At 67.9% G+C, this 26,574-nt stretch carries 37 protein-coding genes; 27 read left to right on the top strand and 10 right to left on the bottom strand.

The features are described from left to right. Nucleotides 1–86: 86 nt before the first annotated feature. Together ACFV15_RS32230 and ACFV15_RS32235 are read right to left on the bottom strand one after the other, a co-directional pair. The gene (locus ACFV15_RS32230) at nt 87–569 is read right to left on the bottom strand and encodes a hypothetical protein (protein ID WP_378355069.1); all 483 of its coding nucleotides are present in this window, start codon (nt 567–569) and stop codon (nt 87–89) included. After that, on the bottom strand, nt 569–1,432 hold the full coding sequence (locus ACFV15_RS32235) for a ParA family protein (RefSeq protein WP_378355071.1): 864 nt from the start codon (nt 1,430–1,432) through the stop codon (nt 569–571). The genes ACFV15_RS32230 and ACFV15_RS32235 overlap by 1 nt, the downstream gene beginning before the upstream one ends. A gap of 375 nt (nt 1,433–1,807) precedes the next feature. Between ACFV15_RS32235 and ACFV15_RS32240 the strand changes: the two genes are divergently transcribed. The 5 genes from ACFV15_RS32240 (at nt 1,808) to ACFV15_RS32260 (ending at nt 5,519) form a co-directional block, all read left to right on the top strand. Further along, a complete protein-coding gene (locus tag ACFV15_RS32240; RefSeq protein WP_378355073.1) occupies nt 1,808–2,128 on the top strand; it encodes a hypothetical protein in 321 nt (106 codons plus the stop codon). 185 nt (nt 2,129–2,313) lie between these two features. Beyond that, complete coding sequence (locus ACFV15_RS32245) at nt 2,314–2,550, top strand: hypothetical protein (RefSeq protein ID WP_378355075.1); 237 nt, start codon at nt 2,314–2,316, stop codon at nt 2,548–2,550. 261 nt (nt 2,551–2,811) lie between these two features. Next, nucleotides 2,812–3,024 (top strand): hypothetical protein, encoded by a 213-nt coding sequence (locus tag ACFV15_RS32250; protein WP_378355076.1) that lies wholly within the window; start codon nt 2,812–2,814, stop codon nt 3,022–3,024. Between the two features lie 267 nt (nt 3,025–3,291). Continuing rightward, nucleotides 3,292–4,818 carry a hypothetical protein gene (locus tag ACFV15_RS32255; protein ID WP_378355077.1) on the top strand — a complete coding sequence of 509 codons (1,527 nt, stop codon included), beginning with the start codon at nt 3,292–3,294 and terminating at the stop codon, nt 4,816–4,818. A gap of 398 nt (nt 4,819–5,216) precedes the next feature. Next, complete coding sequence (locus ACFV15_RS32260; protein ID WP_378355079.1) at nt 5,217–5,519, top strand: hypothetical protein; 303 nt, start codon at nt 5,217–5,219, stop codon at nt 5,517–5,519. Nucleotides 5,520–5,576: 57 nt separating this feature from the next. Here ACFV15_RS32260 and ACFV15_RS32265 read toward each other — a convergent pair whose 3' ends face one another. Together ACFV15_RS32265 and ACFV15_RS32270 are read right to left on the bottom strand one after the other, a co-directional pair. Then, entirely contained in the window at nt 5,577–6,200 is a 624-nt protein-coding gene (locus ACFV15_RS32265) for a hypothetical protein (RefSeq protein ID WP_378355081.1), read from the bottom strand. Between the two features lie 112 nt (nt 6,201–6,312). After that, nucleotides 6,313–6,738: a hypothetical protein gene (locus tag ACFV15_RS32270; protein WP_378355082.1), complete on the bottom strand. Its 426-nt coding sequence runs from the start codon at nt 6,736–6,738 to the stop codon at nt 6,313–6,315. Between the two features lie 481 nt (nt 6,739–7,219). Here ACFV15_RS32270 and ACFV15_RS32275 point away from each other — a divergent pair, with 481 nt between their 5' ends. From ACFV15_RS32275 to ACFV15_RS32320, 10 genes are all read left to right on the top strand, one after another. Further along, on the top strand, nt 7,220–7,693 hold the full coding sequence (locus ACFV15_RS32275; protein ID WP_378355084.1) for a single-stranded DNA-binding protein: 474 nt from the start codon (nt 7,220–7,222) through the stop codon (nt 7,691–7,693). Nucleotides 7,694–7,712: 19 nt separating this feature from the next. Continuing rightward, on the top strand, nt 7,713–8,051 hold the full coding sequence (locus ACFV15_RS32280) for a hypothetical protein (RefSeq protein WP_378355085.1): 339 nt from the start codon (nt 7,713–7,715) through the stop codon (nt 8,049–8,051). Nucleotides 8,052–8,068: 17 nt separating this feature from the next. Continuing rightward, complete coding sequence (locus ACFV15_RS32285) at nt 8,069–8,638, top strand: hypothetical protein (RefSeq protein ID WP_378355086.1); 570 nt, start codon at nt 8,069–8,071, stop codon at nt 8,636–8,638. 56 nt (nt 8,639–8,694) lie between these two features. Then, nucleotides 8,695–9,306: a hypothetical protein gene (locus ACFV15_RS32290; RefSeq protein WP_378355088.1), complete on the top strand. Its 612-nt coding sequence runs from the start codon at nt 8,695–8,697 to the stop codon at nt 9,304–9,306. Between the two features lie 148 nt (nt 9,307–9,454). Beyond that, on the top strand, nt 9,455–9,805 hold the full coding sequence (locus ACFV15_RS32295; RefSeq protein WP_378355089.1) for a DUF4031 domain-containing protein: 351 nt from the start codon (nt 9,455–9,457) through the stop codon (nt 9,803–9,805). Between the two features lie 429 nt (nt 9,806–10,234). Then, nucleotides 10,235–10,366 carry a hypothetical protein gene (locus ACFV15_RS32300; RefSeq protein ID WP_378355091.1) on the top strand — a complete coding sequence of 44 codons (132 nt, stop codon included), beginning with the start codon at nt 10,235–10,237 and terminating at the stop codon, nt 10,364–10,366. A gap of 119 nt (nt 10,367–10,485) precedes the next feature. Further along, nucleotides 10,486–10,950: a hypothetical protein gene (locus ACFV15_RS32305; protein ID WP_378355093.1), complete on the top strand. Its 465-nt coding sequence runs from the start codon at nt 10,486–10,488 to the stop codon at nt 10,948–10,950. 184 nt (nt 10,951–11,134) lie between these two features. Continuing rightward, complete coding sequence (locus tag ACFV15_RS32310; RefSeq protein WP_378355095.1) at nt 11,135–12,556, top strand: hypothetical protein; 1,422 nt, start codon at nt 11,135–11,137, stop codon at nt 12,554–12,556. A gap of 31 nt (nt 12,557–12,587) precedes the next feature. Next, nucleotides 12,588–13,715: a hypothetical protein gene (locus ACFV15_RS32315; RefSeq protein WP_378355096.1), complete on the top strand. Its 1,128-nt coding sequence runs from the start codon at nt 12,588–12,590 to the stop codon at nt 13,713–13,715. Between the two features lie 62 nt (nt 13,716–13,777). Beyond that, complete coding sequence (locus ACFV15_RS32320) at nt 13,778–14,260, top strand: hypothetical protein (protein WP_378355097.1); 483 nt, start codon at nt 13,778–13,780, stop codon at nt 14,258–14,260. 141 nt (nt 14,261–14,401) lie between these two features. Here the strand turns inward: ACFV15_RS32320 and ACFV15_RS32325 are convergent, their stop codons facing one another. The 5 genes from ACFV15_RS32325 to ACFV15_RS32345 form a co-directional block, all read right to left on the bottom strand. After that, nucleotides 14,402–14,707: a hypothetical protein gene (locus ACFV15_RS32325; RefSeq protein ID WP_378355099.1), complete on the bottom strand. Its 306-nt coding sequence runs from the start codon at nt 14,705–14,707 to the stop codon at nt 14,402–14,404. Between the two features lie 123 nt (nt 14,708–14,830). Next, the gene (locus ACFV15_RS32330) at nt 14,831–15,034 is read right to left on the bottom strand and encodes a hypothetical protein (protein WP_378355100.1); all 204 of its coding nucleotides are present in this window, start codon (nt 15,032–15,034) and stop codon (nt 14,831–14,833) included. A gap of 214 nt (nt 15,035–15,248) precedes the next feature. Further along, the gene (locus ACFV15_RS32335; RefSeq protein WP_378355101.1) at nt 15,249–15,497 is read right to left on the bottom strand and encodes a hypothetical protein; all 249 of its coding nucleotides are present in this window, start codon (nt 15,495–15,497) and stop codon (nt 15,249–15,251) included. Further along, the gene (locus ACFV15_RS32340) at nt 15,494–15,907 is read right to left on the bottom strand and encodes a hypothetical protein (RefSeq protein WP_378355102.1); all 414 of its coding nucleotides are present in this window, start codon (nt 15,905–15,907) and stop codon (nt 15,494–15,496) included. Before ACFV15_RS32340 ends, ACFV15_RS32335 begins: the two co-directional genes overlap by 4 nt. Then, on the bottom strand, nt 15,904–16,137 hold the full coding sequence (locus tag ACFV15_RS32345) for a hypothetical protein (protein WP_378355104.1): 234 nt from the start codon (nt 16,135–16,137) through the stop codon (nt 15,904–15,906). Before ACFV15_RS32345 ends, ACFV15_RS32340 begins: the two co-directional genes overlap by 4 nt. A gap of 290 nt (nt 16,138–16,427) precedes the next feature. On the opposite strand from ACFV15_RS32345, the gene ACFV15_RS32350 reads away from it, so the two are divergent. The 10 genes from ACFV15_RS32350 to ACFV15_RS32395 all read left to right on the top strand — a co-directional run bounded on the left by ACFV15_RS32350 (nt 16,428) and on the right by ACFV15_RS32395 (nt 25,026). Further along, nucleotides 16,428–17,285 carry a helix-turn-helix transcriptional regulator gene (locus ACFV15_RS32350; protein WP_378355105.1) on the top strand — a complete coding sequence of 286 codons (858 nt, stop codon included), beginning with the start codon at nt 16,428–16,430 and terminating at the stop codon, nt 17,283–17,285. Continuing rightward, on the top strand, nt 17,282–17,521 hold the full coding sequence (locus ACFV15_RS32355; RefSeq protein ID WP_378355106.1) for a DUF397 domain-containing protein: 240 nt from the start codon (nt 17,282–17,284) through the stop codon (nt 17,519–17,521). Before ACFV15_RS32350 ends, ACFV15_RS32355 begins: the two co-directional genes overlap by 4 nt. Nucleotides 17,522–17,903: 382 nt before the next feature. Then, nucleotides 17,904–18,074, top strand: a complete 171-nt coding sequence (locus ACFV15_RS32360; RefSeq protein ID WP_378355107.1) for a hypothetical protein — start codon at nt 17,904–17,906, stop codon at nt 18,072–18,074. Nucleotides 18,075–18,240: 166 nt separating this feature from the next. Next, nucleotides 18,241–18,768 (top strand): hypothetical protein, encoded by a 528-nt coding sequence (locus ACFV15_RS32365; RefSeq protein ID WP_378355109.1) that lies wholly within the window; start codon nt 18,241–18,243, stop codon nt 18,766–18,768. A 767-nt stretch (nt 18,769–19,535) separates the two neighbouring features. Further along, the gene (locus ACFV15_RS32370; protein WP_378355111.1) at nt 19,536–19,865 is read left to right on the top strand and encodes a hypothetical protein; all 330 of its coding nucleotides are present in this window, start codon (nt 19,536–19,538) and stop codon (nt 19,863–19,865) included. Nucleotides 19,866–19,934: 69 nt separating this feature from the next. Then, nucleotides 19,935–20,189: a hypothetical protein gene (locus ACFV15_RS32375; RefSeq protein WP_378355112.1), complete on the top strand. Its 255-nt coding sequence runs from the start codon at nt 19,935–19,937 to the stop codon at nt 20,187–20,189. A gap of 100 nt (nt 20,190–20,289) precedes the next feature. Beyond that, entirely contained in the window at nt 20,290–21,489 is a 1,200-nt protein-coding gene (locus tag ACFV15_RS32380) for an AAA family ATPase (RefSeq protein WP_378355114.1), read from the top strand. Nucleotide 21,490: 1 nt separating this feature from the next. Further along, on the top strand, nt 21,491–23,161 hold the full coding sequence (locus ACFV15_RS32385) for a VWA domain-containing protein (protein ID WP_378355115.1): 1,671 nt from the start codon (nt 21,491–21,493) through the stop codon (nt 23,159–23,161). Between the two features lie 109 nt (nt 23,162–23,270). Continuing rightward, nucleotides 23,271–24,560, top strand: a complete 1,290-nt coding sequence (locus ACFV15_RS32390) for a DUF6744 family protein (protein WP_378355117.1) — start codon at nt 23,271–23,273, stop codon at nt 24,558–24,560. A gap of 97 nt (nt 24,561–24,657) precedes the next feature. After that, entirely contained in the window at nt 24,658–25,026 is a 369-nt protein-coding gene (locus tag ACFV15_RS32395; protein WP_378355118.1) for a hypothetical protein, read from the top strand. On the opposite strand, the gene ACFV15_RS32400 is transcribed toward ACFV15_RS32395, so the two are convergent. Beyond that, nucleotides 24,998–25,192, bottom strand: a complete 195-nt coding sequence (locus ACFV15_RS32400; protein WP_378355120.1) for a hypothetical protein — start codon at nt 25,190–25,192, stop codon at nt 24,998–25,000. The genes ACFV15_RS32395 and ACFV15_RS32400 overlap by 29 nt on opposite strands. On the opposite strand from ACFV15_RS32400, the gene ACFV15_RS32405 reads away from it, so the two are divergent. Continuing rightward, nucleotides 25,173–25,517 (top strand): hypothetical protein, encoded by a 345-nt coding sequence (locus ACFV15_RS32405; protein ID WP_378355122.1) that lies wholly within the window; start codon nt 25,173–25,175, stop codon nt 25,515–25,517. The two genes, ACFV15_RS32400 and ACFV15_RS32405, sit on opposite strands and share 20 nt — an antisense overlap. Nucleotides 25,518–25,602: 85 nt before the next feature. Further along, on the top strand, nt 25,603–26,574 hold the full coding sequence (locus ACFV15_RS32410; RefSeq protein ID WP_378355124.1) for a hypothetical protein: 972 nt from the start codon (nt 25,603–25,605) through the stop codon (nt 26,572–26,574).

The raw sequence follows: 26,574 nt of genomic DNA on the forward strand, positions 1-26,574 counted from the left end.
TGCCATCTACCCTCCATTCAACCTGACTCAGGTTATATTCTCTCAAGATCTTCTGCAAGCTGCGTGCGCGCCCTGACGTACACGCGTCAATCTGGCTGTACCTGGTCAGAGCCTGGAAATGGCACTCCGCGATCGGCAAGGTAGTCCTCAAGAGCTGCCGCGACGATGTCCTGGATGTCGACGTCGAAGTCTGCGGCGTAGTGCTTGACCGCTCGTCGGAGCCCTCGCGTCATCTTGCAGTTGAACGAGATCAAGTCGTCATCCGAGACCGGCCCGCGAGCGTTTCGTCGTCGTGCATTCCGCGTGATTGGCGGTGGCGGAGCGCCGCGTCGGCGCCGCGGCCGCTTGACCTTCTCCTCGTGAATTTCCTTCTCGTCTTTCGTGTCCGCGGCCGGGCCGTCATCGTCCTGGTTCGTTGGTCCGGGCGGCACCTGGTCGATGGGCTCCGAGGGCGGGATGGGGTCAGGTTTCGGTTCGACTGCCTCCGGTTCCTCCACCGGCGGAGGCGGCGGAGGCGGCGCGAACAGGTCATGATCTTCAAGCTTCGACTGTCGGCGAGGTGGTTCCATCAGACGGTCAATTCCTCGTCGTGCACCCACCGCGCTACGAATCTGCGGTAACTGCGCGCCAGAACCCGCAGTCGAGCCTCTTTCGACTCATCCATGCCTTTGCCTGCAGACAACGTGGCCTTAATGGAGCTCCAAAGGGGAATCTTGTCCTTATCCCACACCGGGCCAGCCTTGAAGTTGTCCACGATCACCTGGAGCCAGTACTTCTCGGGGCCCGTGTTTCGCCACCTGCTGATCAGCACGCCTGACCAGGACAAACCGGGGTTGTAGTGCTCCTTAGCCGTCTTGACTGTGTCGGCCAGCATGGCGAGGCCATCCGCTGACCACTCGTCGGCTTCGGATACGGCGAACACGTCGTCGGCAGCGACCAGGGCATTCATCAGCAGAATGCCAAGTGCCGGCGCGTTGTCGATGAGTACGAGGTCGTACCTGCCCAGCACGGGCTGAAGTGCCTGCTTGAGCCGACTCTCTCGTCCATAGGACGAGGCGTTGATGAGCTTCTCGGCTTTTGCCAGTGGCTTGAGCGTTGCCGGGGCGAGGTCGACTGAGCCGAATCGCTCTGGCTCGCTGTCCGGTACCTTCACGCGCGACCAGATGGTCTTGATGACGACATCAGCGAGGGCTTCGGGCTCATCCTCGTCGGGCAGGATGGCGTCAGCGATCGTCAGCTGCTTTGGCACGAGAGGTTCCGCGGCAAGCGATGTGGTCGTATTGCCTTGGGGATCGAAGTCGATGACCAAGACCTTCAGGCCACGAAGTGCTGCGGCGCGAGCCAGGTTGAGGATCGTCGTCGTTTTCCCGACGCCACCCTTTTGCATTGCGGCCGCGACCACGCGCGCCCGCTTCAATAAGCCTCTGCTCATCGACGGATCCTCTCCCGTGCGTCAGGCCGCCGTTGCGTCAGGGCGCTGACCAGCCTTGGTGTCAGTGCGCCGTGACAGCTTCGCCTATACGCGCCTCTGCGCCAAGACGCCAAGCCGTTATTACGTCGGGACGTTTTTACCGCTAAACGTCGAAACGTAGAACAACGGACGCGCTTAGCCAGATAGACGCATACACGTCTATCTGGCTGATGCAGGTCAGAGGCGGTTTAGTCGCCCTTGCGCCATCCGCACGCGTCAATGTAACCTGACTCAGGTTGAATAAAATTTCATCTTGCGGCCTCGAAGCCGTGCGGCGAACACAGCTTCGAGGCCTTGAACGTCCGCCAACTTGAATCGAGGACGCCCGTGACAAGTATGCCGTCTGACCAGGTGCTTGACTCCAAAACCAGGCTGACGCTCTGCGTCGAGCTTGCTCCACCCGTGCTGCTCACCGGCACGATTCTCTGGGCTGGGATCGAGTGGTGGGGGCCGTTGTGCTTCGTGGCCACCGTCCCTGCCGCGTTTGCTTTGCGGCAGGTGTTCCGCACTTATCAGGCTGAGCGCCGTTGGAAGATCACCCGTTGGCTCGCCGCGGAGGCGCGGTGGCGGAAGAGTTCGGCGGTTGCCGAGATTGAGAGCGAGAGTCACCGTCCGCTGGTCGTCGATGGCGCCGTCGTTGAACGGGTTCGACCGTGAACGCCCGCGACGCCGATCGTCGCGCACGTCAGCGCCTGGTCAGCAGGGGTGAGTCATCCGCGCAGGCCGAGGTGCCGGCGTCCCGCCCGGCAAACCGCGGCGTAGTTCCTCGCGATCCCGTTGCGGGCCAGCTCGACCTGCTAGCCGACATCGAGCCGCGCCCGCGCTGACCCAAGGAGACTTTGATGTTTGCTTCCTACGTTGTTCCTGACAGGCAGTTCAGCGAGGTCGCCAAGCTAGACAGCTTTGGCCTCATCAACGACGTCGAAATCGCCCAGCTCGACTCTGGCGACTGGCGCATCAGCCCGGGCGACACCGCCACGGCCGCCGAACTTGAAAACCGCTACGAGACCTGGCACCCCGAAGTGCATGGCAGGGACCACGTAGTCGAGGAGTATTTCGACTACGAGCCCGAACTCTAACCTCTTGGGTGCGTGGACGCTGACCAGCTCACACGCACCCAAGAGACTTCGGCGTAGGTTGCAAAAACGTGCGTTTTTGCAACCTACGCCGAAGTTGACGCTCCCGGCGCCTGCACAGAGATGAGCCAGCTTCGCCTGCCGGGCGACGAGATTCACCGGCCGATACGGAGCAAGTTGATCACTCGGAAGTGGACGATCAGGTTCGGCGAGTCGCGGCGCGCCTCCCCATTTCATGTACAGGGAACCGATAGAACAGGCGGCATGGAACGACCTAAGGGTGGGCGGCCGCCGCGGTTCGCCGCCGACGTCGAGTTGAAGTGGGTCAAGGCGCGGATGCCGGTCGAGCTTGCCGATGCGTTCCAGAACGAAGCACGCAAGAACGGCATGACCGTGCAGGACTTTCTTGGCCATCTGGCAGAGAAACTGACCGGTGTGCCTTATGACCCTCAGGGAGGTCTGCCGCTGAGCGCGTAGACGCGAAAACGCCCCGAGGAGGGCCAACTCCGCAGGGCGCTTAGCGCTAATTAAATAACTTTTCAATTTTCACGACGCCGGACTTCTTTTCCCGAGGAGCCACCGGGCTTTGTCGTGTCCTGCCAAGCTGAGGTCACCATACCAAACGACACTCGGCCTGGTACCCCTTTGCTGTCGCGCGACACGCGGCCAAGCATCACGGACCAGGCCACGCTTGTATCCACACCCTGTTTCACCTGCGGTTCTCCCGAAGGGGTGCTGCGGCCGTTGCCGCTGCGCGTCACCTATCCGGAGGCCTGCACGCTGTGCGGGCCGTGCTGGGCCACCATCGGCGGCGATGCGGACGCGAGCGAGATCGGGCCGACGCCCGAGTTCGCGCTTCCGGTCCGCGCTCCGCACAGCCAGGTCGAGTATTCGACCCTGTTCGCGGCCGAGCCCTGGGTGCAGAAGCTACGCCGCGACGCCCGCGAGAAGCTGCTTGCCCTGGTCACAGCCCTGAGGGACTGGGCGGACTGGTCGACCTTCGAGACCTGGCCGACATGGGCGCGGCTGTGCGAAGCGAGCGGCTGGGCCCGTTCGACGATGGCCGGCTGGCTGCGCCAGCTCTGGGTCACGGGCTGGATCGCCCGCATCGAGCCAGGCAGCACGCCCGAGCACCGCCCGATGGGCTCCCCCGAGGCCGCCGAAGGCAACCGGGCCGCCGTCTACGGGCTCCGCATCCCCGCGTCTGTCGACCGCGCTCTCCGGGCCGCTGAGCGGGCCAAGATGGCCGCTGACGCCGACGCGATCGCCGAGGAACTTGCCCAGCTCAGCGCGTCCGGGGAAGAAACCTGGACCCCTTCTTTGTCTTTTGATCTTGAAGAGTTAAAGATAGAACTCAACCACTTACGTACGCGCACGAGCGAACTTGTGGACAACTTCGGTTCCTGTCCCGAGGTGGAAAAGATCGAGGCGCTTCGCGCCCGCTTTGACCGGAAAAACCCTGGCTATCGGTTCTCGGATACGGCTCCCCGCGGTCGCGCGGAGATGCTGGTTGCCGCCTCTGAGCTGCAACGTCAGCACTCGGTGCTGGGTCGGCTGAGTCCGCGCGCCATCCGGAGCCTCGCGCGTCCGTACTGGCGTGCTGGGTGGACGAATCGGTGTCTGCTTTGGGCTTTGCGGTATCAGCCGACCGGCTGGGTGCCGCTCAAGAGCCTCGCCGAATACGCTGTTATACACTCGCAGGGCTGGGTCCGGACGCGGCTTGCCGCCTGGACCGACGAGCGCGGCCGACCCCTGCCCGGCCGCGGCGCGCTGAAGGCGCGACACCACGACCAACCGAGGGAAGAGTTCCGCCGCGACCAGGAGAAATACGGCGTGCAGGGCGCCAAACTCGCGCGAGAAAACAGCTGTATCAGCCCCGACATCGTGGCCACGCACGGCCGCAGGTGCGCCGAGCAGCTGGCCGCCGAGCAGCGCGCTGATCAGGTCCGCGAAGCGGTTGTCGCACAGGCACGCGAAGCCGAGGCCGCCAGAAAGGCCGCTCAGCACGAGGCCGAGGCCGCCGAGCGCGCGGCTCTGCAGGCAGCACTGATCGAGCAGGCGCGCGAGTACGCGGCGCGAGAACAGCCCGACGTGCAGCTGTCCGCCACGTTGCTTGCCCACCTGCAGCGGACGGCACCCGCCGAGCCGGTGGACCCGGCGGAACGGCTCGCTCGAGCCCGCGCCCGTGCCCACGCCGAAGGCCACGGCGATGTCCGCTTCGGCTTGAAGCTCAAGCCCCGGCGAAGCCGCAATTTCCCCTGGTCAGAGTAGACAAGGCAGAGCTGCTCCCCAGGGACGATCGAGTCGGCGCCGGGCGGCTGACGCGGCGCAGGACGCCCGTGTTGGTCAGATCGGGAGCGTGTCGCCGGCACGCGGGGGACTGAGACCTCCGGGTGGGTGGCCTCCCCTCCGGTCACGGTCGGGATGGTCGCCCGCGCCGCTCCGCAGTCCTCACCCAGCGGGAAGCGGCCTATCAGGTCCTGGTGGGGCGCCGCGCACGATCCGCCCAGGTGAACCGGCAAAAGCACCCGGTCCACCCGCCCGGACGACACCTCACCCCACCAGGACCTGATCGAGGGCGGCCAGCAGGTTGACAACTACAGAGCGGCACACGCGGCCCGACCATCCCGACCGCGCCCTGCGGTCCATCCACCCACCCGGAGGTCACTATGTACGACGTCGACACGCTCCCGATCTGCCCTGGTTGCTGCCTCCCTTACCACCCTGACCAGCACGGACTCACCGGCTTGTGCACCACCTGCGGCGAGGCGTACCGCTGGGGAACCCAGCTGATCACCGACGCCGAGCTGCGCTCGATCGAGCGGCACGTCGACCCCGAGGTCGACATCGAGCAGTGCCCGGTCTGCAGCGGCAGCTACACGCCCAGCGGCACCGCGACCGACTTCTGCACCCAGTGCCTGAGCCGGGTGGTCCAAGGCCAGCAGATGACGGCCAGCCTCACCCGCCGGTGAGGCTTCGGCCGCGTGCCGCCCCACCCGCGCGGCGTTTGCTTGCGGTATCGGGCCTGGTCAGAGCGCTAGGTGCAACGCGGCCGTGCGGTTGTCGCACCAGGATGTGACGGTCCATCTCTCCTGATCGAACTCGGCGGCCGCGGCGCCGATGCCGTCAAGCTGGACCTGCTCGACGTCGAGGAGCAGGCCAGGCTCGTGCCGCACGCGGCTGGACATGACCCGGACCGAGAACAGCCGCACCGACATCGAGCGGGCTCCCGGCGCGGTGCGGGCCAGCAGTGCCCGAGCATCAGCTGCGGCGACGACGGGCGCGTCCGGCTCGTATCCCCGGCGCAGACCCAGCGTCACCAGCGCCTCAGCCGGGTGTTCGCGGTGTCGGGGAACCCAGTCATGGACGTCGCGCAGCCGGGCGGCTACGGCGGCCGCCGCAGGTATTTCGACGGTGCCGTGCTTGATCGACAGGTCGCGCAGCAGGATCACCTCGGGCACGGCCCCGCCGCGCCCGAGGATCGCCGCGGTGATCGAGGTGTCCAGGTGGTGGGCGGCGGCACGAATTTGGGTGCAGACCGTGTCGTAGTCGTCGAGCGGCACGCGCAGCGGGCACCACCAGGCGCCCGGCGCCGCCGCCGCTTCCACGTACCGACCCGCTGTGTACCGGCCCGCCGACGTCTCGATGCTCATGGACACCAGGAAACCGTGCCGAGACTGCTCACCGCACGCGTTGACCAGGGGCTGTCAGGTAATTGGCCAAGATCGACGAGCAGACAGGCGCGAGCAGGGCGGCGAAACCGGGCTAGTCCTGGCGACGGCGGCCGCGGCCGGGACGGCCGGCCTCCCAACGCCGAATCTCCGCCTCACGACCGGGCGCCCAGCCTGGTGTTCGTCCGGTGACGGCATCCGGCGACGGGAACGGATGCGTTGCGGCGTACCGAGTTCGCCACAGGCTGACGGTGGCGCCCGCGACGCCGAACCAGGCGCCGATCGTGTTCATGTCCAAGTACCTCAGCACGGTGCCCGGCGTGGCCGGTTCGGCGTCGAGCAGGTAGTCCTGGCCCACCACGGCGGACAATTCGGTGGCGTGACGAATTGCGGTGGCCGATTTCCACTCGCTGCGTTCCTGCGGATCTTCGGGCGGGGGAATGTCGAACATTACGGCCTCCGAAATGGCGTTGTCGAACGTATCGACAACGCTATCGGGTTGCTGATTCTGGTTGCGCACGCCCCAGGGTTCCAGCGCGAACGTTTCTGTGTGTGGGTGGTGGTGTGGTGTCTGGGTTTGGCAGGCTGGGTGCCGTTTTCTCGCTGCGCAGGCAGAGCCGAGCACACCGCACCGGGCACTGCGGGCCATCCAGCAGGGTGAACCGGAAAAGCGTCGGTCCACCCTGCTGGACGACCACTCCGCGCCCGGCACGGCGCGCTCCCTAAACGGTGCGCAGCGAGGAAACGACCCCCAGCCAGGGCCAAACCCTGACACCACACCGAGTTTCAAACACGGGCCCCGAGGGGCCCGACGGGCCTCAGCCCGAACCCGACCAGGGCCAGCCCTGGACCCGCCAGGGCGCTGCCCTGGACCCGGCACGCTCGGAAACAGGGGAAAAACAAAAACAAAGAGCAAAAGCAAACCCGACCAATATGCTTGACGTGTACACGTCAAGTCGCTATAGTGGAACTAACAACGGAACAAGAAGGAGCTGGGAACAATGGCAGGCGACACGGTCATTACGGTTATCGGAAACCTTACTTCGGACCCTGAACTGAGGTTTACCCCGTCGGGTGCGGCGGTCGCGAACTTCACGGTCGCGTCGACTCCGCGCACGCTGGACAAGGCGTCGGGGGAGTGGAAGGACGGCGAGGCGCTGTTCCTGCGCTGCAACATCTGGCGGCAGGCGGCGGAGAACGTGGCGGAGAGCCTCACGCGTGGCGCGCGTGTGGTGGTGCAGGGCCGGTTGAAGCAGCGGTCGTTCGAGACCAAGGAAGGCGAGAAGCGCACCGTGGTCGAGCTGGAGGTCGACGAGATCGGGCCGTCGCTGCGCTACGCCACCGCGAAAGTGAACAAGGCCAACCGGAGTGGCGGGGGCAGTGGTGGAACTCCGGCGGGGGACCCGTGGGGATCGGCACCGGCGCCGGCCACCGGGGGCACCACCTCCGGATTTGCCAACGAGCCGCCGTTCTGACCAGGAAGGACATCGCTCAATGACTGGGTACGACGAGTACGACATGGTTCGGGATCTGCGGTTCAGCCGCGAGGAGGCCGTCCTGTTCAAGGGCTACACCGAGGAGGAGAAGCAGCAGATCCTCGACGCCCGCGCGCCGGGCGGCCGCGGCTACTGGGGACTGCCCGAGGTCGAGCGGAAGCGGCTCCAGGCCGAGTCGGACCGCGCGGAGCAGGAGGTGATCGACCACGACGAGCGTGTGCTCACCGACCGCGAGAACGCGGACGGGCGGGAGATGGAGGAGCTCGAGCGCGAACGGCGACGCCGGGGAGATCCCGAGCCGGAACTCGGCGGGCCCGCACCGGACCCGTGGGTCTAGCAGGACAGCACGGCAAGATGAGGCAGCGGACGAGGGAGGACGACGTGGTGCGGATCTTCGGGTGGACCATCAGCGCGAACAGGCTGACCAGCACAGAAGCCGTGCGCAGAGCGCGCAACGAGGCGGCGATGACAGCGAGCGTCGGCACCGCCGCACTGCCCGGCGCCGGAGTGGCCGCATCGCGGATCCACCAGGACGAGGTGAGCCTGGCCGTCACGATCGTGAGGCAGGCGCAGAAAGGGCAGTGGCGGCGCACCCTGCGCGGCCGCACCGAGCATCAGTACGACACGGAGGCGTTCTCGGCGACCTTGCGGCAGCGGCTCGGCGCCGCGACCGCCGTCGGGGAACCGCAGTTCGCGCCGATCTTCCTGGCGGAGATCGAGATGCTGACGCAGGCCACCACCGACCTGATCGAGATGAGCACGCTTGAGGTCGAGTCTTTGGCGGGCGCCGGCCGTGCGTTGGTGGAGGATCTGCACCTGCGGCTGGGGCACGCCGAGGCGATCGAACATCTCGGCCAGGTGGCGGTGTTCGCGAGCACCGCCACCAGCCAGCCGCGCCTGCCACCACCGGCACCAACCCCATGACCAGGGCCGATATCCACCCGACACGGCGAGCACCACGCAGAGGCGAAGCAGGAGACATGAGCACCACCAGCGCGGCCGCAGGCCGCTACGACGGACAGGCCCAGCTCGACGCCGCGGCCGCCGCGCTGTGGACGGCGATTCGGGCCGGGCATCCGGAGCTGCCCGAGCTGGCGCCGGGGCTCAACGCCCGGTATCCGGCCGAGCCGGTGCCGAGCACCGCCGAGCTGGTCGCGATCTCGGTCCTGCGCGAGGCCGTGCACGAGCTGGCCGCCGTACGCGGGGTGAGCGTGGTCAGCAGGGGCGGGCGCTACCACAACCGCACGTTCTCCGAGATCGCCGCCGAGCTCGGCCTGGTGGCCGAAGGCGACTCGAAGGCCCCACGAGGCTGGGCGACGCTGAGCCTGGCACCGGAGACAGCCGCTCGCTTGCGTCCCGAGCTGCAGCAGGTCGACGAAGTGCTCGCCGCCTACCCGCCGCCGGTCGCGGCCGAGGAACCCGCGAAGCAGAGCCGCGACGGCCGCCGGGTGGCGGCGGTGTGCCACTGCTCGCCGCCCTACCGGGTGTGGCTGGGGTCGTCGACGCTCGACGCGCAGGTGGTGATGTGCGCGCGATGCGCCCGAGAAGGGCGCCCGCCGCTGTTCGTGGACTCGAAAACCCTCGATGTATAACGTCATATTCGGCGAGGCGTTAAGCGTCGCTTAGCTCTGGCTTCCCTTTGAGAAAACCGCTCTGGGTGGCCGCTGACCAGGTCGCTAACATTGTCGTGTACACGTCAAGTGTAAACACTGCAATTTCTATCGAAGAAAGGTGCTGGTCATGACTGTCTACGTTGACGATTTTGGATTACCTGCGCAGGTCGGCAGGGTGCGAGCGCGGTGGTCGCACCTGATCGCCGACAGCCAGGACGAGCTGCACGAGTTCGCCGAGCGACTTGGGCTACGCCGCGCGTGGTTCCAGGACCCGGTGATCAACGGCAAGCCGAAGGCCGAGCCGGGAACCCGCCTTGCGGAGAACTGGCACTACGACGTCACCGAGTCCAAGCGCCGGCAGGCGATGGCCCTGGGCGCCCAACCGATCGGCTGGCGGGAGCTGCCCGCGGTCATCGACGCCCGGATCCAGCGCGACGCGGCCGCGAAACACGGCGCTGACCAGGGTGAACCGCGATGAGCACCGACGCCGGGAAGCTGCAGGCCGCGCCGGACGAGGTCGAGTTCGAAGCGGAGCGGGTTGCCCGGCAAGCCGCGGAGCTCGACCACGAGCTGCAGCTGGAGCCGGAATGGTGATCCTGCTCGGCGGCGCGGGAACGGAGGTGACCTGACAAGGGATGCCCGACGGCGGTCACGACCGCGATTTTCGAGAGCTTCAGATCTTCGCTCAGTAGCAAAAACCCTGGTCAGAGGTGGCCTCACCTTCCACAGATCGACCACCTCCGGCCGGGCCCAACACACTCCCGAAGGAGCGCACGCATGTTTACCACCCTCGTCCTGCTGGCCGACGGCGACAACGACATCGAGGCCCTGGCCGACGCGGTCGGCGTCCTGCGCCGCTGATCACGCCTCCCTCTCACCGCGAGACAACGAGAGGAGGTGAACCGACATGAAAGTGCACGTCCCCGTGGACTGCAGCGTCAGCGGACATCCGTACGCGAGGTACGTCAACGGGCAGTGGATCTGCACCGAGTGCGGTCAGCCCGCACGATTCCACGCCACCGCCGACGCCGTGTTCTAGCGGATGGGCCAGGTCATGACTGGCCCATCCGTCGGCCACGGTACCGGCAAGGCACTGCGGCGGGCGGGGTCATATCCGCCCGCCGCTTCCCGAATTCGTCGAGACGAAGGAACTTCCCCATGAACCGCACGACCGCCCCCAGCCGCGCCGCGGTGCTGATCCTGACCTGGATCGGTGCCACCATCGGCCACGACGGCGGCGACTACCTCGTCCAGCGCGACAGCGACGCCCAGGTCAAGCAGGCGCGGACGCGTGCCGGGCGTACCGCCCTGGCCGTGCACTGCCTTACCTACGGCGCCACCCAGGCCGCGGCGAAGGCCGTGCTTTACCGCGCCGCCGGCGTCCGCGTGCCGTTGCGCGCGCAGCTCGCGGGCGGACTCGCCGAGATCCTGCTGCACGCCGTCATCGACGACGGCCGCCTGCTGCGCGCGTACGCCCGAGTGGTCGGCAAACTGCCGTTCCACGATCTCGCGGCCGCAGGGGTGAACGGCCGCATGCTGCTCGACCAGGCAGCGCACCGCAGCGTGCAAATCCCGGTGGGGACGCTCATCACGACGGCGATGGCCTGCTCAAGCCGCACCTGACCTCGCTTTTCGGCCCGAGACGGTCAAAACCCGGGCTGAGAAACACAAAACCGCTGTTCAAACCCATCTCAAGGCGCGCCGGAACCCCGGCGCGCCTTTTGTTTACGTATCGTCTAATACGAAACGAAATACGATACGTAATACATATTGACGAAACGATACGAAATGTGCGAGAATATGACCCATGGCGACAGATGAAGTGGACGCGACCGATCCGGCGACGTGGGCGGATCCGCCGGAGCGCGGGCGCTGCTGGTTTCTCGGCTGCACCAACGAGGTGCCGTACCAGGGCGGCCGTCCGTCGAAGACCTGCGACCAGTGGGTCGACGGCCTCAAGCACACGCGGCTGAACAAGTCGCTGGCCAAGCGAGGCCGCCTCCGCGTGCCCGCGCCCGGCTCCGGGCCGATCGGTGCACCTGCGGCCCCGGCGGAGGCCGCGGACTCGGCCGAGAGCGGCGAGCGGAAGCCTGTGACGACGGCGCGTCAGACCTACGGGCAGACGCTGCAGCAGATCCAGGCCGTGCTCGGCAGCCTGCCTCAGCTGGTCGACCGGGTGGAGGTGGCCGCCCGCATCGTCGCTGACCAGGAGCAAACCGTCGCCGAGATCGCCGCGGTGGAACGTGCCGAGCGAGCCAAGGTCGACGAGATCGCCGCCGAGCGCGACGAAGCCCGGGTGCGCGCGCAGGCGAGCGCGAATGAGGCTGAGGCCGCGAAGAACGCGCAGGCCGCCGCCGAGGAGGTCGCCGAACAGGCCCTTGAGGCCGAGGAGCAGCTCGCCGCCGAGCGCGACGCCGCCCTGACTGAGGCACGGGAAGCGGACGAGCGCCAGCAGGCCGAGCACGTCCGCGCCGAGAACGCCGAGGCGCGGGCGGCGACCCTGCAGGCCGAGCTGGACCGGGTCACCGAGCGCGGCCGCGAGCTGAACACCGCCCTGGAAGCTGCCCAGGCCAAGGTCAGCGACCTGCACGGCCAGCTGGGCACCGCGACGGAGAAGGTCGCCAACCTCACCGAGACCCGCGACAAGCTGACCACGACGCTCACCGAGACCCGCGACGAGCTGACCGAAGTCAAGGAGCGCGCGGCCGCCACCGAGGAGGCAGCCACTCAGCTGCGCGCCGAGCTGGTCGAGCTCCGGCGCCAGAAGACCGAAACCGACACCAAGCTCACGGAAAGCCGCCAGGAACTCAGCCAGGCACGTCAGCAGCTCGACGACGCGCGCGAGCGGGCGACGAGCGACACGGCCACGATCTCGGAGCTGCGCGGCGAGATGTCCCTGGTCAAGGCCGAAGCTGCACACCAGACGACCCGGGCCGAAACCGCCGAGACGACGCTGGAATCCACGCAGGCCATGCTCGCCGACACCACGGCGAAGCTGACCGAAGCGGCGACGTCGCTCGCCAGCGAGCGCGCGACACTGACCGCGACCCAGGCTGACCTGCGTCGCGAGACCGAACGCGCCGCATCGGCGGAAAGGTCGCTGGAGGCAGTCCGCGGGGAACTGGCCGCGGCCACGGCCGCGCTCGACACCGCTCGCCGGGAGCAGCTCGCCGAGATGCGCGCGTGGACGACCCGTCAGCAGGCGAGCGGCCAGGCCGATGACCAGTGACGATGCCTGAGCGCGGGGGAAGGGGACGGCGGTGTCGCTGACGTCGCAGCTGTATCGCGGTGAGCTGGGGAAGTGGTGCGCGCGCAACCTGCGCACCGAGAACCTGATCGCCGACGTAGCCCGCCACCTGCGCATGGCGGGGAATCCGGAGCCTGTCCGGCCGTCGGGGAAGGTCGAGGCCGGGCACTGGGCGGCGGTGGGTGGCGCGTTCGGCGCCCGCCTGGCCCTGCTGGTGGACGGCGCCCCGCCCTACTACGCGCTACTCGGTGCCGTCCGGGCCGGACTGGCCGGCCGCGCCTGGTGCGAACAGGCGCACCTGCTGTTCCCGACGCACCGGGAGTTCCCGACGGACTCGGCGGCCCGCTGGTCGCAGTACCGGCCGGGCAGCCGCGGCTGGATCGACATGGGCGGCACCATCGACCCTGGTCAGCCCACTGGCCACGAGCCGGTGCTGACCGACTTCCTGCGGCGCACGGTCGCGGTGCTCGAGGAGCACGCACCGCCGGGCGCGCTCGGCTCACCGGGGGTCGAAGCCAGTCTTGCCCGGTCGTGCTGGGTGATCTCCGGCTGGGAGAGCAGCTACCGGGGCGGGCGCCTGCCCGACGACCTGGCGGCCGCGCACGCCCAGCCCGGATACGACGCGACCACGCTGCGCCAGGTGATCACCGAGCCGGTCCTGGCCGAGATGGTCGAGCTGGCGCGGGTCCTGCACACCAGCCGCACCATCGAGCGGTGGCGCGGCCCGAGCGGCGCCGGCGCCGATGGCCCGCTCGGCATCAGCGGGCCGGTGATTGTGCCCCACTGGGCCGACGGTGATCTGGTCATCGGCGGCGGCACGCTGCTCGACGTCAAGACGGCCGTGCGCGTTGACCAGGACGACACCGTGTCGAGGTGGCTGTGGCAGATCCTGGCGTACCTGTGGCTGGACACCCAGGACCTCTACGAACTGACCTCCGTCGGGCTCTACCTCGCTCGCCACGGCGTGACCGTGAGCTGGGGCAGCGATGCCTTCCTGTCGTCCCTGCTCGGCGGGAACGGCCGAGACGACGCCGCGCGCGAGCAGTTCCTGCAGCTCGCCGCCCGCGTGATCCGCGAGGAGGGCGGACACCCGCCTGCCCCCTGGAAACGCCGCACCACCAGGCGGCTGGGCGACGGCTGAGCCATGGCGGCCCATGAATCCCATTCGATCTCAACGGGATGTTTTGGGGTACACTGAGGGGCATGCGAAAAGGACAGGTGTCACTTCGGCTCGACGAGGTCATGCTGGACGCAGTCGAGGGCATCGCGGCGAGCCAGGGGCACGACCGCGCCGACGTTCTCCGCACGGCGGTACACGAGTACGTGCATCGCCACGCTCCGGCGGGCTGGAACGAGCGCTATTTCGCCATGAGCCAGTTCCAGCCCATGCGCCAGGGCGCGCTGGAGATGCTCACGCAGCTTCGCGTTGCGTGGACGGAGCAACTGCGCCAGCCGGACGGCCTGGAGACGGCCAAGATGTTGCAGTGGCTCGGCGCGGTGCTGGTGGAGGTGTGGCTCATCGCTCGGGAGCTTGAGCCGTCCGTGATCGCGCACAGCGAACCAGGCAGCGCTCCAGCCGAGACGCTCGGCGAGGTGATCGCCGCGGTGGACGCGATGAGCAGGCCCTTGTTCAATGCGGCACGGTTGCTTGACCTCGCTGACCAGGACAAACACAGCGCCGACTAGAGGCGGCAGGCACACACCCGCGGTGGCGGCATTGCCCCCCTTTCGCTGGTATCCCGGCACTCCGTCCGGAACGCGCGTCAGCACTCCAGTGCGAAAACGTACGTTTTTGCTCTTAAGGGGGGTTGAATCTCCTGCCCTGGTTCAGCGGGGCAGGGACGAGGGATGCGGCCACGTGCGAACGGCCGCGACGACGTCGGCGACGGTCCCGACCGCCTCTTCCAGCAGGACGGGGTGCTCCACCGGCTCGAAGGGATCGGCGTCGTCGAAGGTGTCGTCGGCGCGGTACGCGGCCGCGTCGTGCTCGCTGTAGACGAGCACGACGTCGGCGAGCTCACGCCAGGCACGGCGGTAGTGCAGGGTCACCGAGCGGCCGTGGTCGCCGAAGATACGCCGGCCACCGAATCCCAGCCGTCGGAGCGTCCGCAGGTCGTCAACCGGGCTGCTCATGGCTGGTCCGGCTTGTGTGTGGCCGGGCGCGGCCGCGCGCCGACTTCCCACTCGACCAGCGCGTGGTCATCGTCCGGGGCGCTGGTGGCCCACAGCAGTGCGAGGCTGACCGGGACGAAGTGATCAGATCTCCGTGCCGGAGTCGCAGACAGGCTCAGCGATCCGGACCACGACCGCGTTGTGGCCGCCGTCGGACAGCGTCACCACGTCGGTCATCGACCCGGTGCTCCGTACCAGCGATTTCTCGCCGCGGTCGTTCAGCGGCACGAGCTGCCAGCCGATTTCGACGGCGTGCGCGATGAGCGAGTCGATGTCTTCTTGCTTCACGACGTGCCTTCATTCTTTTGTACTGCAAGGGTTTTCGCGGCGTCGTCCGCTGTGGTCTCCATGATCTCGGCGGCCGCGTGAGCGAGGGGGTCAGCTGTCGCGCGTAGCTCGAAGGCCCGCGCTCGCATGCGAAGGACGGACTCGGCCAAGGCCGCGCGGTGTGCGACTGCGACCTCAGGCGTCGGCTGGAGCGACGATTCGGTGCCGGGGCGCATCACCGGTCACCGTGATCCTGCGGGTTCCAGCGGGCGGCGCGTTCCTCGCGGAACAGGTCGAAGTAGTCGATGAGCGCTTCGTTCGCCTCGTTGTCGCCTGCGTCGGCGTTGGCGAGGAACTTCTCGACCGCGAGGTCGACCGCGGCCTGGGCGCCCAGGCGGCTGGGGCCGAACAGGCCGTGCGGAAGTTCGTCGGGGTTAACCGGGTCAGGCTCGTCCGGGAAGATGATCGTGGGGTGATCGCTCATCGGGAGACCGCCCGCGCGATCACGAGGGCTTGCCAGCCTTCGCCGGGCAACTTGGAGATGGCGGTGATCTCTCGCCCGGAGTCACCGACGCAGGCGACCGCCAGTGTCACGGCGAAGAAGCGTGCGGCAATGTCGAGCAGGAGCCGCCGAGCCTCTCGGCGATCGTGTGTGGCGTCGACCAGCACGGACCGGCCAGCTTCCAGGTGCGCCGAGAGCTCCCGGTGCAGGTCGTGCGGATCGGTCTGGTCGTCCTTGACCAGGACGACCACCAGGTCGTCGCCCAGGCTCTCGACGACGCGGTTGATCACCGCTCGGCGAGCACGGGCGGTGCCGATGAGGGCTACGAGCACCGGACGCTGAGCGCCGATGGTCGCCGCGGTCGGCTCGACGGCGGAGTGCACCTCAATCATGCGTCGCGGCTCTCGGTGTCGAGGACGAGGACGGCGTCACGGAGCAGTCCGCGCAGGCGTCCGGCCTGCAGTGGGGTCATCTCCGCGAGAACATCGCCGTGGCCGTCGACGAGGACGACCAGGCGCTCGTCGCGCAGGGCTTCGACCCGCACCCCTTGGCACTGCCGGGGGATGCGGGGAGCCAGGGCGCTACTGACGCCGGTGGCGGTGCGTGCGGTGAAAAGTCGCATGGTGCGGTCCCTTGTTCCGCGTGATGGCTTGGAAAGCGACGGCCCCGCTCGTCTGGTCCACAGGCGGGGCCGCCGCCTGAAACACCCCAGCCAGCCGGGGGGAGTCGCCTAGGGGGAGGGGCGACCACGACTGACCAGGGCATATGGTGGAAGGTCTCGTGTACACAACCACCGTGTACAACTGTACCTCGTGTAATTGTACGAGGTACAGAAGCCCAATGGGGTGAACCTGTGCGCGCGCTCTTGCCCCGGAGCGCACACGGGCCCCCGGTTGCCGGGAGGATGAGCGGGTGGAATTCGACGGCACCGCATCAATGCTGGCGTGGTACATCGCGATCGAGCTGCAGCGACTGCGCAGCGAGAGCGGGCACACGATGGCCCAGGTCGCCGAGCGACTTGGCTGCTCGACCAGCCACATCAACCACATCGAGAAAGGCCGCGATCTTCCCAAGCAGCCCGAGATCGAGGTGTTGTTGGAGTTCTACGGCCTGGGCGAGCGCATCCCGTCGTTCCTCGAGCTGCTCAAGGCTGCTCGCCGCGGCGACGACTGGTTCACCGGCTTCGCTGGCGCGTCGCCTGAGTGGTTCGACCTGTTCCTCGGACTCGAAGCCGCGGCCGAGCAGCTGGAGAGCTGGGATCCCGGTGTCATTCCCGGGCGGTTCCAGATTCCCGAGTACACCGAGCATGTCATTCGCAGGCTGCGACCGGACCTCACCGACGCCGAGGTGCAGCGCCGGATTGCGCTGCGCCAGGCCCGTCAGGAGCTTCTGACCAGGCCGAACGCGCCTACCGTGTGGGCGATCATCGACGAGTCGGTGCTGCACCGCGGCATTCCCGCACCGGCGATGCGCCGGCAGTTGCTGCACCTGGACCAGATCGCCGAGCAGCCGAAGGTCCAGCTGCGGGTGTGGAAGATGAGTTCCGGCCCAGCTCCAGGTCTGCACGGCCCGTTCGTGATGATGTCCCTGCCGCACCTGCCCGGACTTCCCGCCGTCGTCTACACCGACGGACCGATTCGCGGCACGTACCACAAGGAGCCGGGCGAAGTCCTGGTGTACCGGAACATCCTGACCCAGCTGCACGCCGACGCCGCTCACCCGGAAGAATCACGAGCGATCATCAGACGGCGAGCTGAGGAGCTGGCGTGACCTACGAAGAGGCACTCGACTCACTCGGTCGAGTACCTGACGAGGGCTGGTTCAAGAGCCCGGCGAGCGACGAAAAAGGCGACTGCGTCGAGGTGTGCTTCCTGGTGCCGGGCTGGGTCGCGGTGCGCGACTCGAAGAACCGCGCACGTCCCGCGCACCTGTTCACCGAATCCGAGTGGAACGCGTTCGTCGCCGGCGTGCAGGCCGGAGCGTTCGACCTCGCGCAAGCGGGCTGACCAGCTGGTTGGTTCCCGTCGCTGCCCGACGTCTACCGACATTGAGGGTTCGGCGGCGCAGCAGCCGACACAGGTTCGGTGCTCCCGCTCGGTGTCGTTGGCGGGGTGGGCGGCTTGGCATCGTCGGACCGCTGGACACCGGTGTGAAGGTTCGTCCTCCTGGCCCGCACTGGGCATGGACTCCCGAAGGGCAGCATGCCCACTACGGGATCCCTTCGGGACCGCCGATGGTTCTGGCCCAGCCGATCCGGGGGACAAGCCGCTTCGCGGTCGGCTTCGCCGATCCCCCCGATCGGCCGAGCCAGAACCCCCGACGGCAAGCCCCGTAGCGGGCATGCTGGGCTGCGCCCGTCCACACCCCGCACAGACCAGGAGGACTCCGATGATCCACACGCGACTGCAGCTCGACCCCGGCGCCCAGATCAGCCTCCGCTCCGGCCGCGACGGCGCCGTCGAGATCGTGGTCCTCGACCCCGCCAGCGAGGCCTTGTGCGTCATCGAGATGTCGCCCAAGCAGCTCGCCGCCCTCTGCGAGGAGGCTTCCGTCCAGTAGCGGAGGAGTCCCGCCCCCGGCCACTCGGCCGGGGGCACTTCACGTGCCGCAGCACGTGGTTGGCCTGGTGGATCGCTCGCGGCACGGTGGTCGACACCGCGCAGAGTGATCGCCGAAAGACCTAGTGACCAGCGTGTTTACTCGGTTACCCTCGATAGTGGAGATCGTGGTCGAGATCGAGGGGGCACGGATGCCGGACAGGCCGGAGGCGAGCGCGGGCGGATACCGCGAGCTGGAGCCCAACGACGGCTATGCCGCCGACAGCTGGCAGGAGTTCACGCCGTGGCGCCCAGGCGACCCGTCGACGGCCGGTGAGGCGCCGGCCAGCTACGCCGCCGACTACCAGGACGACCGGATCTACCGGCCATCCTCCGGCGGTTACAGCGACGGCCGCGGCCCCGTCGACACCGACACCACCAGCGGCAGAGGCGGCACGGCGGACACGCCGAAGCGTTCCTGGCGCTGGAGCGAGGACAGCCGCAAGCTCAAGGCAGGCGACAACGTGCGCGCGACCCGCGGCATGGGCAGCGGCATCTTCAACACCGTGCACGACGGCACCAAGGGTCGGATCGTCTCGACCGAGCACACCCTGCTCAACGGGGAGCGTGGCACCGTCGAGTTCGACAACGGCTACGTCATGCGCAACGTCAACCTCTCCGACGGCACTCTGGAGCGACGCGGCTGGTTCGACTAGCCGGTCGCGCCAGCACCGCCCGGCAAGAGCACGCCGGACCGGAGCACCCTGGAGTTGACCAGGGCTGTTACCTGCGTGGGTGGTGGTGTGGTGTCTGGGTTTGGCAGGCTGGGTGCCGTTTTCTCGCTGCGCAGGCAGAGCCGAGCACACCGCACCGGGCACTGCGGGCCATCCAGCAGGGTGAACCGGAAAAGCGTCGGTCCACCCTGCTGGACGACCACTCCGCGCCCGGCACGGCGCGCTCCCTAAACGGTGCGCAGCGAGGAAACGACCCCCAGCCAGGGCCAAACCCTGACACCACACCGAGTTTCAAACACGGGCCCCGAGGGGCCCGACGGGCCTCAGCCCGAACCCGACCAGGGCCAGCCCTGGACCCGCCAGGGCGCTGCCCTGGACCCGGCACGCTCGGAAACAGGGGAAAAACAAAAACAAAGAGCAAAAGCAAAAGAACCGGAAACCCGCTGGTGTGCGGGAGTGGACTTCCCAGCCCCCAGGAAGCCCACTCGGCGAAGCCGGACGCTAGCTGCGTCTGTTGAGCAGGACCAACGCCACCGTCAGCTGTGCGACGGAGACGGTCAGCGCGGCGACTTGCAGCCAATTTCCGATTGTCATTTCCTCACCCCCTCTGCGTTCTATAACAATGTTATAGAACGCAGAGGGAAAAGTCAATTCTCTTGACAAATTTAAATGTCGCCTTTTTTGTTTGACGTGTACACGTCAAGTCTGGTATGATATTTATATCGGGCGGACAAGGAAAGGGGTTGGACATGGCGAAGCGGGCGAGCGCGTCGACGCTGGTGGAGTCGGTGGCCGGACTGGCCGAGGAAATCCAGAAGGCAGCGGTTGCCGAGACCCGCGAGGACGTCGCGCAGGGGATCGAGGAGCACTTTCTGCGCGAGACGAACCGCCGCACGTACGGCGGTAAGTCCGCGGACGAGTCGATCCGCGAGGCCCTGGCCGAATACCCGTCGCTGCGCGAGGTTCCGCAGCTGCAGGACGCTCTCGCCCGGTTCGAGGGCGCCGAGATCCCGGAGGACTTCCGCGCCGGCGTCTTGTTCGCGGTGAAGCTCGTCGCCGACCTTGACTACGAGTACTGATCACCTGATCGGTCCGGTCGGGGACATCCTGGCCGGACCGCAACTCACCCATTCCCAGAGGAGTAGAAAATGGCATTCATCGTGGTCAAAGGCGCGTACGCCGACCAGATCAACCTGCACGTGTTCGAGGAGCGCGACGGGGAGAACGGCGCCGACCGGTGGGCCGATCGCTTCAACGCCGCGGTGCCCTGGCAGCACGAGGACGACCGTGCCCGTGTCGAGGAGATCGGCCTGACGCGCGCCGGCGAAGTGCCGGATCCGATTCACCCGGTCGTCGTCGACGGCAAGGTCGTCGAGCGAGGCTTCTACATCGAAGGCTGCTAGGGGCAAGCGAAATGGGCTCCCACCTGCGGAAACACTCGTATGGAGGAGCCCATTTTGCTTGCAAAAACGTACGTTTTTGCACTACCATGAAGGGGTGGCGATGACCGAGAGGGGCACGGAGATGGCGGACGCGGCGGCAGGGATGCGGGCGATCGTGACGGAACTGAGCGACCAGTTCTTCGAGCGGGCCGACGTGGTGCGCGCGCTCGCGGTGTCCGTGCTGGCCGGGCAGCACTCGCTGATCCTCGGTCCGCCCGGCACGGCGAAGTCCGAGCTGGGTCGTGAGCTGACCAGCCGGTTCGAGGGAGCGCGGTACTGGGAGGTGCTGCTGTCGAAGTTCACCGACCCCAAGCGCCTGTTCGGTCCGGTGGACGTGGCCGCGCTGACGCGAGGGGAGTACACCCAGGTGTTCGCCGGGCGTGCCACCGAGGCGCACATCGCGTTCGTCGACGAGATCTTCAAGTGCTCGGCGGGCGCGTTGAACGAGATGCTCGCGTTCCTCAACGAGCGGCTCTACCACCCCGAGAACGGCGGAGACCCGATCCCGTGCCCGCTGGTCAGCGCGATCACGGCGTCGAACGAGCTGCCGAGCACCGAGGAACTGGCCGCGGTCTACGACCGGCTGCTCGTGCGCCTGGAGGTCGGCTACCTGACCGACCCGAGCAACTTCGCGAAGCTGGTGCGCTCGGCGGTGACCGCGGCCGCGCCGACGACCCGCACGACCGTCTCGCTCGACGAGCTGCAGCACGCCGTCAGCGTCGAGGTGCCCGCGGTGGACGTGCCGGATGGCATCGTGGACGCGGTGTGTCAGCTACGCGCCGAGCTTCGCCGCAAGGAGCTCGTCATGTCCGACCGGCGGTGGAAGCAGTCGATCCGCCTGCTGCAGGCGTCGGCCTGGCTGGACGGACGCACGGAGGTCACCGACCGCGACCTCGAAGTGCTGCGGCACGTGCTGTGGGACTCCACGACCCAGCGTCCGACGGTCGAACGGGCCGTGTTGATGCTGGTCAACCCGGATGCCCGCGAGGCTCTGGACTTGCTCGACGCGATCGAGGAGCTGGAGGCCGAGCTGAACGCCAAGGTGGGGCAGAGCACCGAGTCGTTGTCGGACTGGGCGGTCAAGGAAGCCAACGGCAAGCTTGCCCGCGCGGGCAAGCGCCTGGACGTGATGATCGCCGACGCGCAGACGGCCGGGCGGTCCGTGGAGACCTTGGAGCGGGTGGCGCGTCGTCGCAAGGCCGTGCACGCGCGGATCATGGTCGAGGCGCTCGGGGTCGACGCCAGCATGGTGCAGGTCTGACATGGGCGCCCTGACCGCACTCAAGGACCTGACCAAGCGCGCCGGCCGTTGGCTGGGCCTGGGCGGCGCGGCGAAGGCGCGCGCGGCCGCGCCCAAGGTCACCGCCGCCGTGCACGGCGACCGGTTCGACGAGATGACCTGGAAGGACACTCTCGGACAGGCTCACCATCTGCGCGAGCTGGCCGACGACCTGCACGAGCGCTACGACTACTCGGCCGACTTGCTGCGTGACGCCTTCCTGGCCACCTACAAGGCCGAGCCGACGCTGCGCGAGCGCGCCGACATGGATTCGTCGCGGCTGGTCAACCACCAGGTGATCAGTGCCCTCATGAGCTCACCGGAGTTCGCCGAGCTTCGGCGCGACACCGTCGGCGACCCGTACGCGGCCGCGATGGCGCTGCTCGCGCAGGAGACCCAGCTGCGGCAGCTGCTCGAGCAAGCCCGCGCCGCGCAGGAGGCTGCCGACGACGCCGAGCAGGCGCGCCAGGACGCGCAGGACGCCGCCGAGCAGGTGGAGCAGGCGATGCGCAACGCCCAGGATGCAGCCGACGAGGACGGCGAGGTCGACGAGGGCACGGCGGCAGCGGTACTCGCGGCGATCGAGCAGGCCGAGGGCGCCGACAGCGCGGCCGGTCAGGCCGACCGCGATGCTCAGGCCGCTCTCGCGGCGGCCGCCGGCGTCGTGCGCGCGCTGGTCCGGGCGGGCATGAAGGAAGCCGTCGAGCAGGTGCAGGCCGAAGTGGCCGCCGCGGCCGCGTGGGGCGTCGAGCCGGGGCAGCTGGACCGGATGTCCTTCGAGGAGCGCGACGCGTTGGCCCGGCGGTTGCAGAACAACCGACTGGCCGAGTTCGCCAGCCTGATCGGACGGTTCCGGCAGATGGCCACCGGCGAGCGCGCACGCAAGATCGAGCACGTGCCCGGCGAGCTCGTCGGCATCACCCTCGGAGACGACCTGACCAGGCTCATCCCGTCGGAACTGGCCAGTCTCGGCGTGCCCGCGCTGCGGGCGGTATTCGCCGCTCGCTACGCCGAGCAGCGCCTGATGACCTACGACTCGCGTGGGGAGACCGAGGCCGGGCAGGGCGCGATCATCGCGTGCATCGACTGCTCCGCGTCGATGGCGGAGCCCTACGTCGCCGCGAGCGGTGAGCACTCCGGGGAAGTGGTCACCGGTGAGGCCTGGGCGAAGGCCTGCGCGCTCGCGTTGCTCGACCAGGCGCGCCAGCAGCGCCGCGACTTCGTCGGCATCTTGTTCGCCAGCGCCACGGAGGTGAAGGTGTTCGAGTTCCCCGCGAACCGCCCCGTCTCGATCCCCGCCGTGCTGGAATTCGCCGAGCACTTCTTCTGCGGCGGCACCGATTTCGAGGCGCCACTGTCCGCGGCCGCCGAGGTCTTGCAGGCCGGGTACAACGACGCCAGTCGAGCCCGTGGCGACATCGTGTTCATCACCGACGGCCTGGCCCAGGTGGGCGAGGACTGGATGCGCGCGTGGAACGAGACGAAGGCCGAGCTGGAGTTCCGCGTCTTCGGCGTGCAGATCGAGAACCGGGCCTACAGCTTCATCCCGGCGCACTACGCCACCGATGTGCTGGGCGCCTTGTGCGACAACCTGCGCACGCTCGACGACCTCACCGACGTCCGCGCCGCCGCCGACCTGTTCCGCGTGATCTAGCCGGGGTGAAACCCGCACGATAAGTAGGGCTTGAGCTGGCATTTCCTGTCCGGCTGGCCTACACTGAGAAGTGCAAAAACGTACGTTTTCGCAACGAGAGGCGAAGTTGATGACCAACCCGGTAGCAGCCGAGGACATCGAGCCGGAGGCCGACGAGCCGCCGACCGGCGACGCGGTTTTCGACCGCTACACCGAGTCGGTCAGCGACGGGACCACGCCGCTGCTCGGGCATCTGGTGCTGTATTCGATCGTGGACAGCGAGGTCACCCAGCCGCAGCTCGCGAACTGGTTTCGCCAGCTCGGGCTCGACCAGCAGATGGTGCCGCCCGAGTTGCGCGCGGTCGACGCCTTTGAGCGGATCACCGGCCGGGACGGCGTCCGCGAGGTGTACGCGCTGGACGGGGAATCCGAGCTCGCCAAGCGCCGCCGGCGCCGCGAGCCGCCGGAACGTCAGGCCACGCTGATGATCCGCAACGTTGCCCGGGACAAGCACCGCATCGAACGGCATATCGTGCGCGAGGTCCGCGACCAGACGGAGGTCAAGCTCAGCTACGACACGCACCTGGGATCGGTGGTGTTCGAACGCGACAACGCGCCGAGCAGCGGACCCGGTGACGGTCAGCTGGTTGTCACCCCCGACAACAAGGCGATCAACAAGCTTCCCGAGGCCGAGCGGAAGATCGTGCGCAAGATGCTCGGCGAGATCGAGTCGAGCTACCAGTGGCACCTGAACTTCCTGACCGGCGACAAGCTGCGATCGATGATCCGCCGCTACATCGAGTCGCTCAGCGCGGTCCGCGTGCGCAAGACCGGCGGGGTGTACTTCGTGTACCACCAGCACTCGGCGACCCTGGGCCGCCTGCGGCAGCTGGTCGAGAAATTCGGGTCAGGCAGTCACCTGGTCCGCGTGCCGCTCGCCGACCAGGACGAGATGCGCGAGATGGTCGTCACCGCGGTCACGACCAAGGCCGCCGAGGACCTCAACAAGCTCAGCGCCGAGATCGCCGCCGCCCAGCGCAACGGCGTCAGCGACGAGGAGATCGCCGAGCTCTACCGGCGATTCCGTGACGTGCAGGCCGCCACCACCGACCACTCGACCCGTCTGTCGACCAGCCTGGACGACACCGAGGCCGCGATGAACCTGGTCAAGGCCCAGCTCGGCAGCCTGCTGGCCACCGCCGGCACCGAAGACGCCGACGAGTCGGCCGCCGCGCCGAGCGTCACCGACGGCCCGCAATGCCAATGGGACACCCATCAGCCCGGTCAGGACCGCGCGGCCAGCGATCGGATCCTGTGGGACAACGGCGGCGCCACCTACGTGTGCGCCGACTGCGCGACCAAGGTGGAGGCCTCCGACCAGGACGGCTACCAGATGATCCCAGTCAGGCCGGGGAAGTAGCCGCCGTCGAGGCAGATGCCACGCGCGGCGGTCGCGACCGCCCGCTCGAATCCGAGAAGATCGCCCAGATGTTCAGCTTCGCGACGAAAGGAACCACGTGACCGGCAACGACGACACCAACCACTGGACCGGAGCCGGATGGCAGGTCCGCCGTACCGCAGGTCAAGGCCAGACGATCTCGGTACGCGTCGACCGCCAGCTCGACCCCGACGAGTCCCGCGCACTCTCGACCGCACTCGGGCACGCCGCCTGGAGCGCCGACGACCAGCCAAGCACCGCCGACTGGACACACGCCCTGCTGATCGCACTGCTCGTGCGCGCCGGGGGAAGCGTCACCCTCAGCCTGGAGGACTTCGAAGCCGACGCGCTCGGCGGCCCCGACGGTCAGCACTACGGCTACACGACCCTGGCCGGTCCCGACGGGCTGACCGTCGCGGTCACTCCCGCACCAGCCCGCAGGAGCTGACCACGACGCCGACACCGGCGAACACGCTCGCCATCGAGATCACGCGGGCTGAGCTGGACACGATCGAGAACATCCTGACCACAGCCTGGAACGCCGAACACCAGTCCATCCGGTCGGATCGCCGCGGCGAGAGCCCAGTCCCGGCGATGATGCGCGCGCTGCACATGCGCGCGGGCGCCGCACGCGCGGCCGCTGAGCACGCCGGCGTCGAGCCGACCGGCAAGATCCCGTTCCTGGAGAACGAGATCGAGACCGTCGAGAACGCCGTGCGGACCCTTGACCGCCTCGGCTGCGGGACGGGCCTGTGGACCGTCAACCGGCATGTGCTGCTTACCCAGCTGCAGGAACGGCTCGGCTACGCCTACGCGGTCGAGCACCTGGGCGGCACGCTGCCGGTCATCCGCAAGCAGGGTGCATGGCTCGGTTACCTAGACCGCGGGCGACTGTCCGCACCTGAAAATTGTCGACAGGTGCTGAGATGCCTCAAATAACCGTGACGTTCGGTGCACGGCAGAATCGAGCAGCATGAGGGATTTCGGGACGCGTCAGTGGTCTGGGCTAGGCGCACGGCTTCACGTGTCCGTGCCCGTGAACGACGCGGTGCGCAGGCTCGCGGCCGTGTACGAGCCGATGCTGGCGACCTACTCCGAGGTTCTTCGCGTGGTGCCACCCGCGCAGCTGCACCTGACGCTGGGGTGGCTGCCATTGCCGCGCGCGGCCGACGTCACCGCGGCCGAGCGCGAACAGGTCCGGAGCGCGCTCGAGCGTGTCTTCACCGAGGACTTCCGCGACGGACTTGTGTGGTGCGGGCCCGCCGTGCAGACCTCCCACGGGGTCCGACTCGATGTCACCCCCGACCGCGTTGTCCGGCTTCGGATGCGCCAGGTCGCCGGCGTCCTGGCCGACGTCTTCGGCACCGAGGTACCCGAACCGCTGCACGACCCGCACATCGCACTGGCGTACGGCACTGCCGACGTGCGCACTGAAGACCTCGCCGACGACCTGCTCCTGACCACCGTGCCGGGCACGGGAATCAGGCCATCGCGGGCGCCACTGCTGTTCACCAACCCCTGCGACGTCGTCATCTACGACGCGGACACGTTCGCCACGCCCCCGCGAGACTGGACGAACGTGATGCCGGTGTACCCGGAACACGTCGGGGACTGCCAGCGAGAAAAGCCGTACCCAGTCGACATGGATCGACAAACCAGCGCCGAAGATCTGCTCGGTGGGTGGCGGGAGGACATCGACTGTGTCAACGCCAATGCCGAGCTTCCGTCGGGTGAACGGCAGGTCGGGCCGCGGTTGGGTCCGATGTTGACCGCGCTCGCGCAGCAGGCCCGGTTTACCGAGATCGCCTACAACGAAACGCCCGATGTCACCGACAACAGAATCGACACCCCGTTTTTGGCTACCGAGGTCGCCCGGACCATGCTGCACAAGGCCTTGAGCATCCACGCCGCGGAAGCCAGCTACGCCGAAATTGACGCCCTCACGGCAGCGCTGCTCGGCCGGATCACGCCCTGGAACGGCGGGCACTCAGTCTGA

This window comes from Amycolatopsis sp. NPDC059657, from assembly GCF_042734395.1.
Taxonomy (GTDB): Bacteria; Actinomycetota; Actinomycetes; order Mycobacteriales; family Pseudonocardiaceae; genus Amycolatopsis.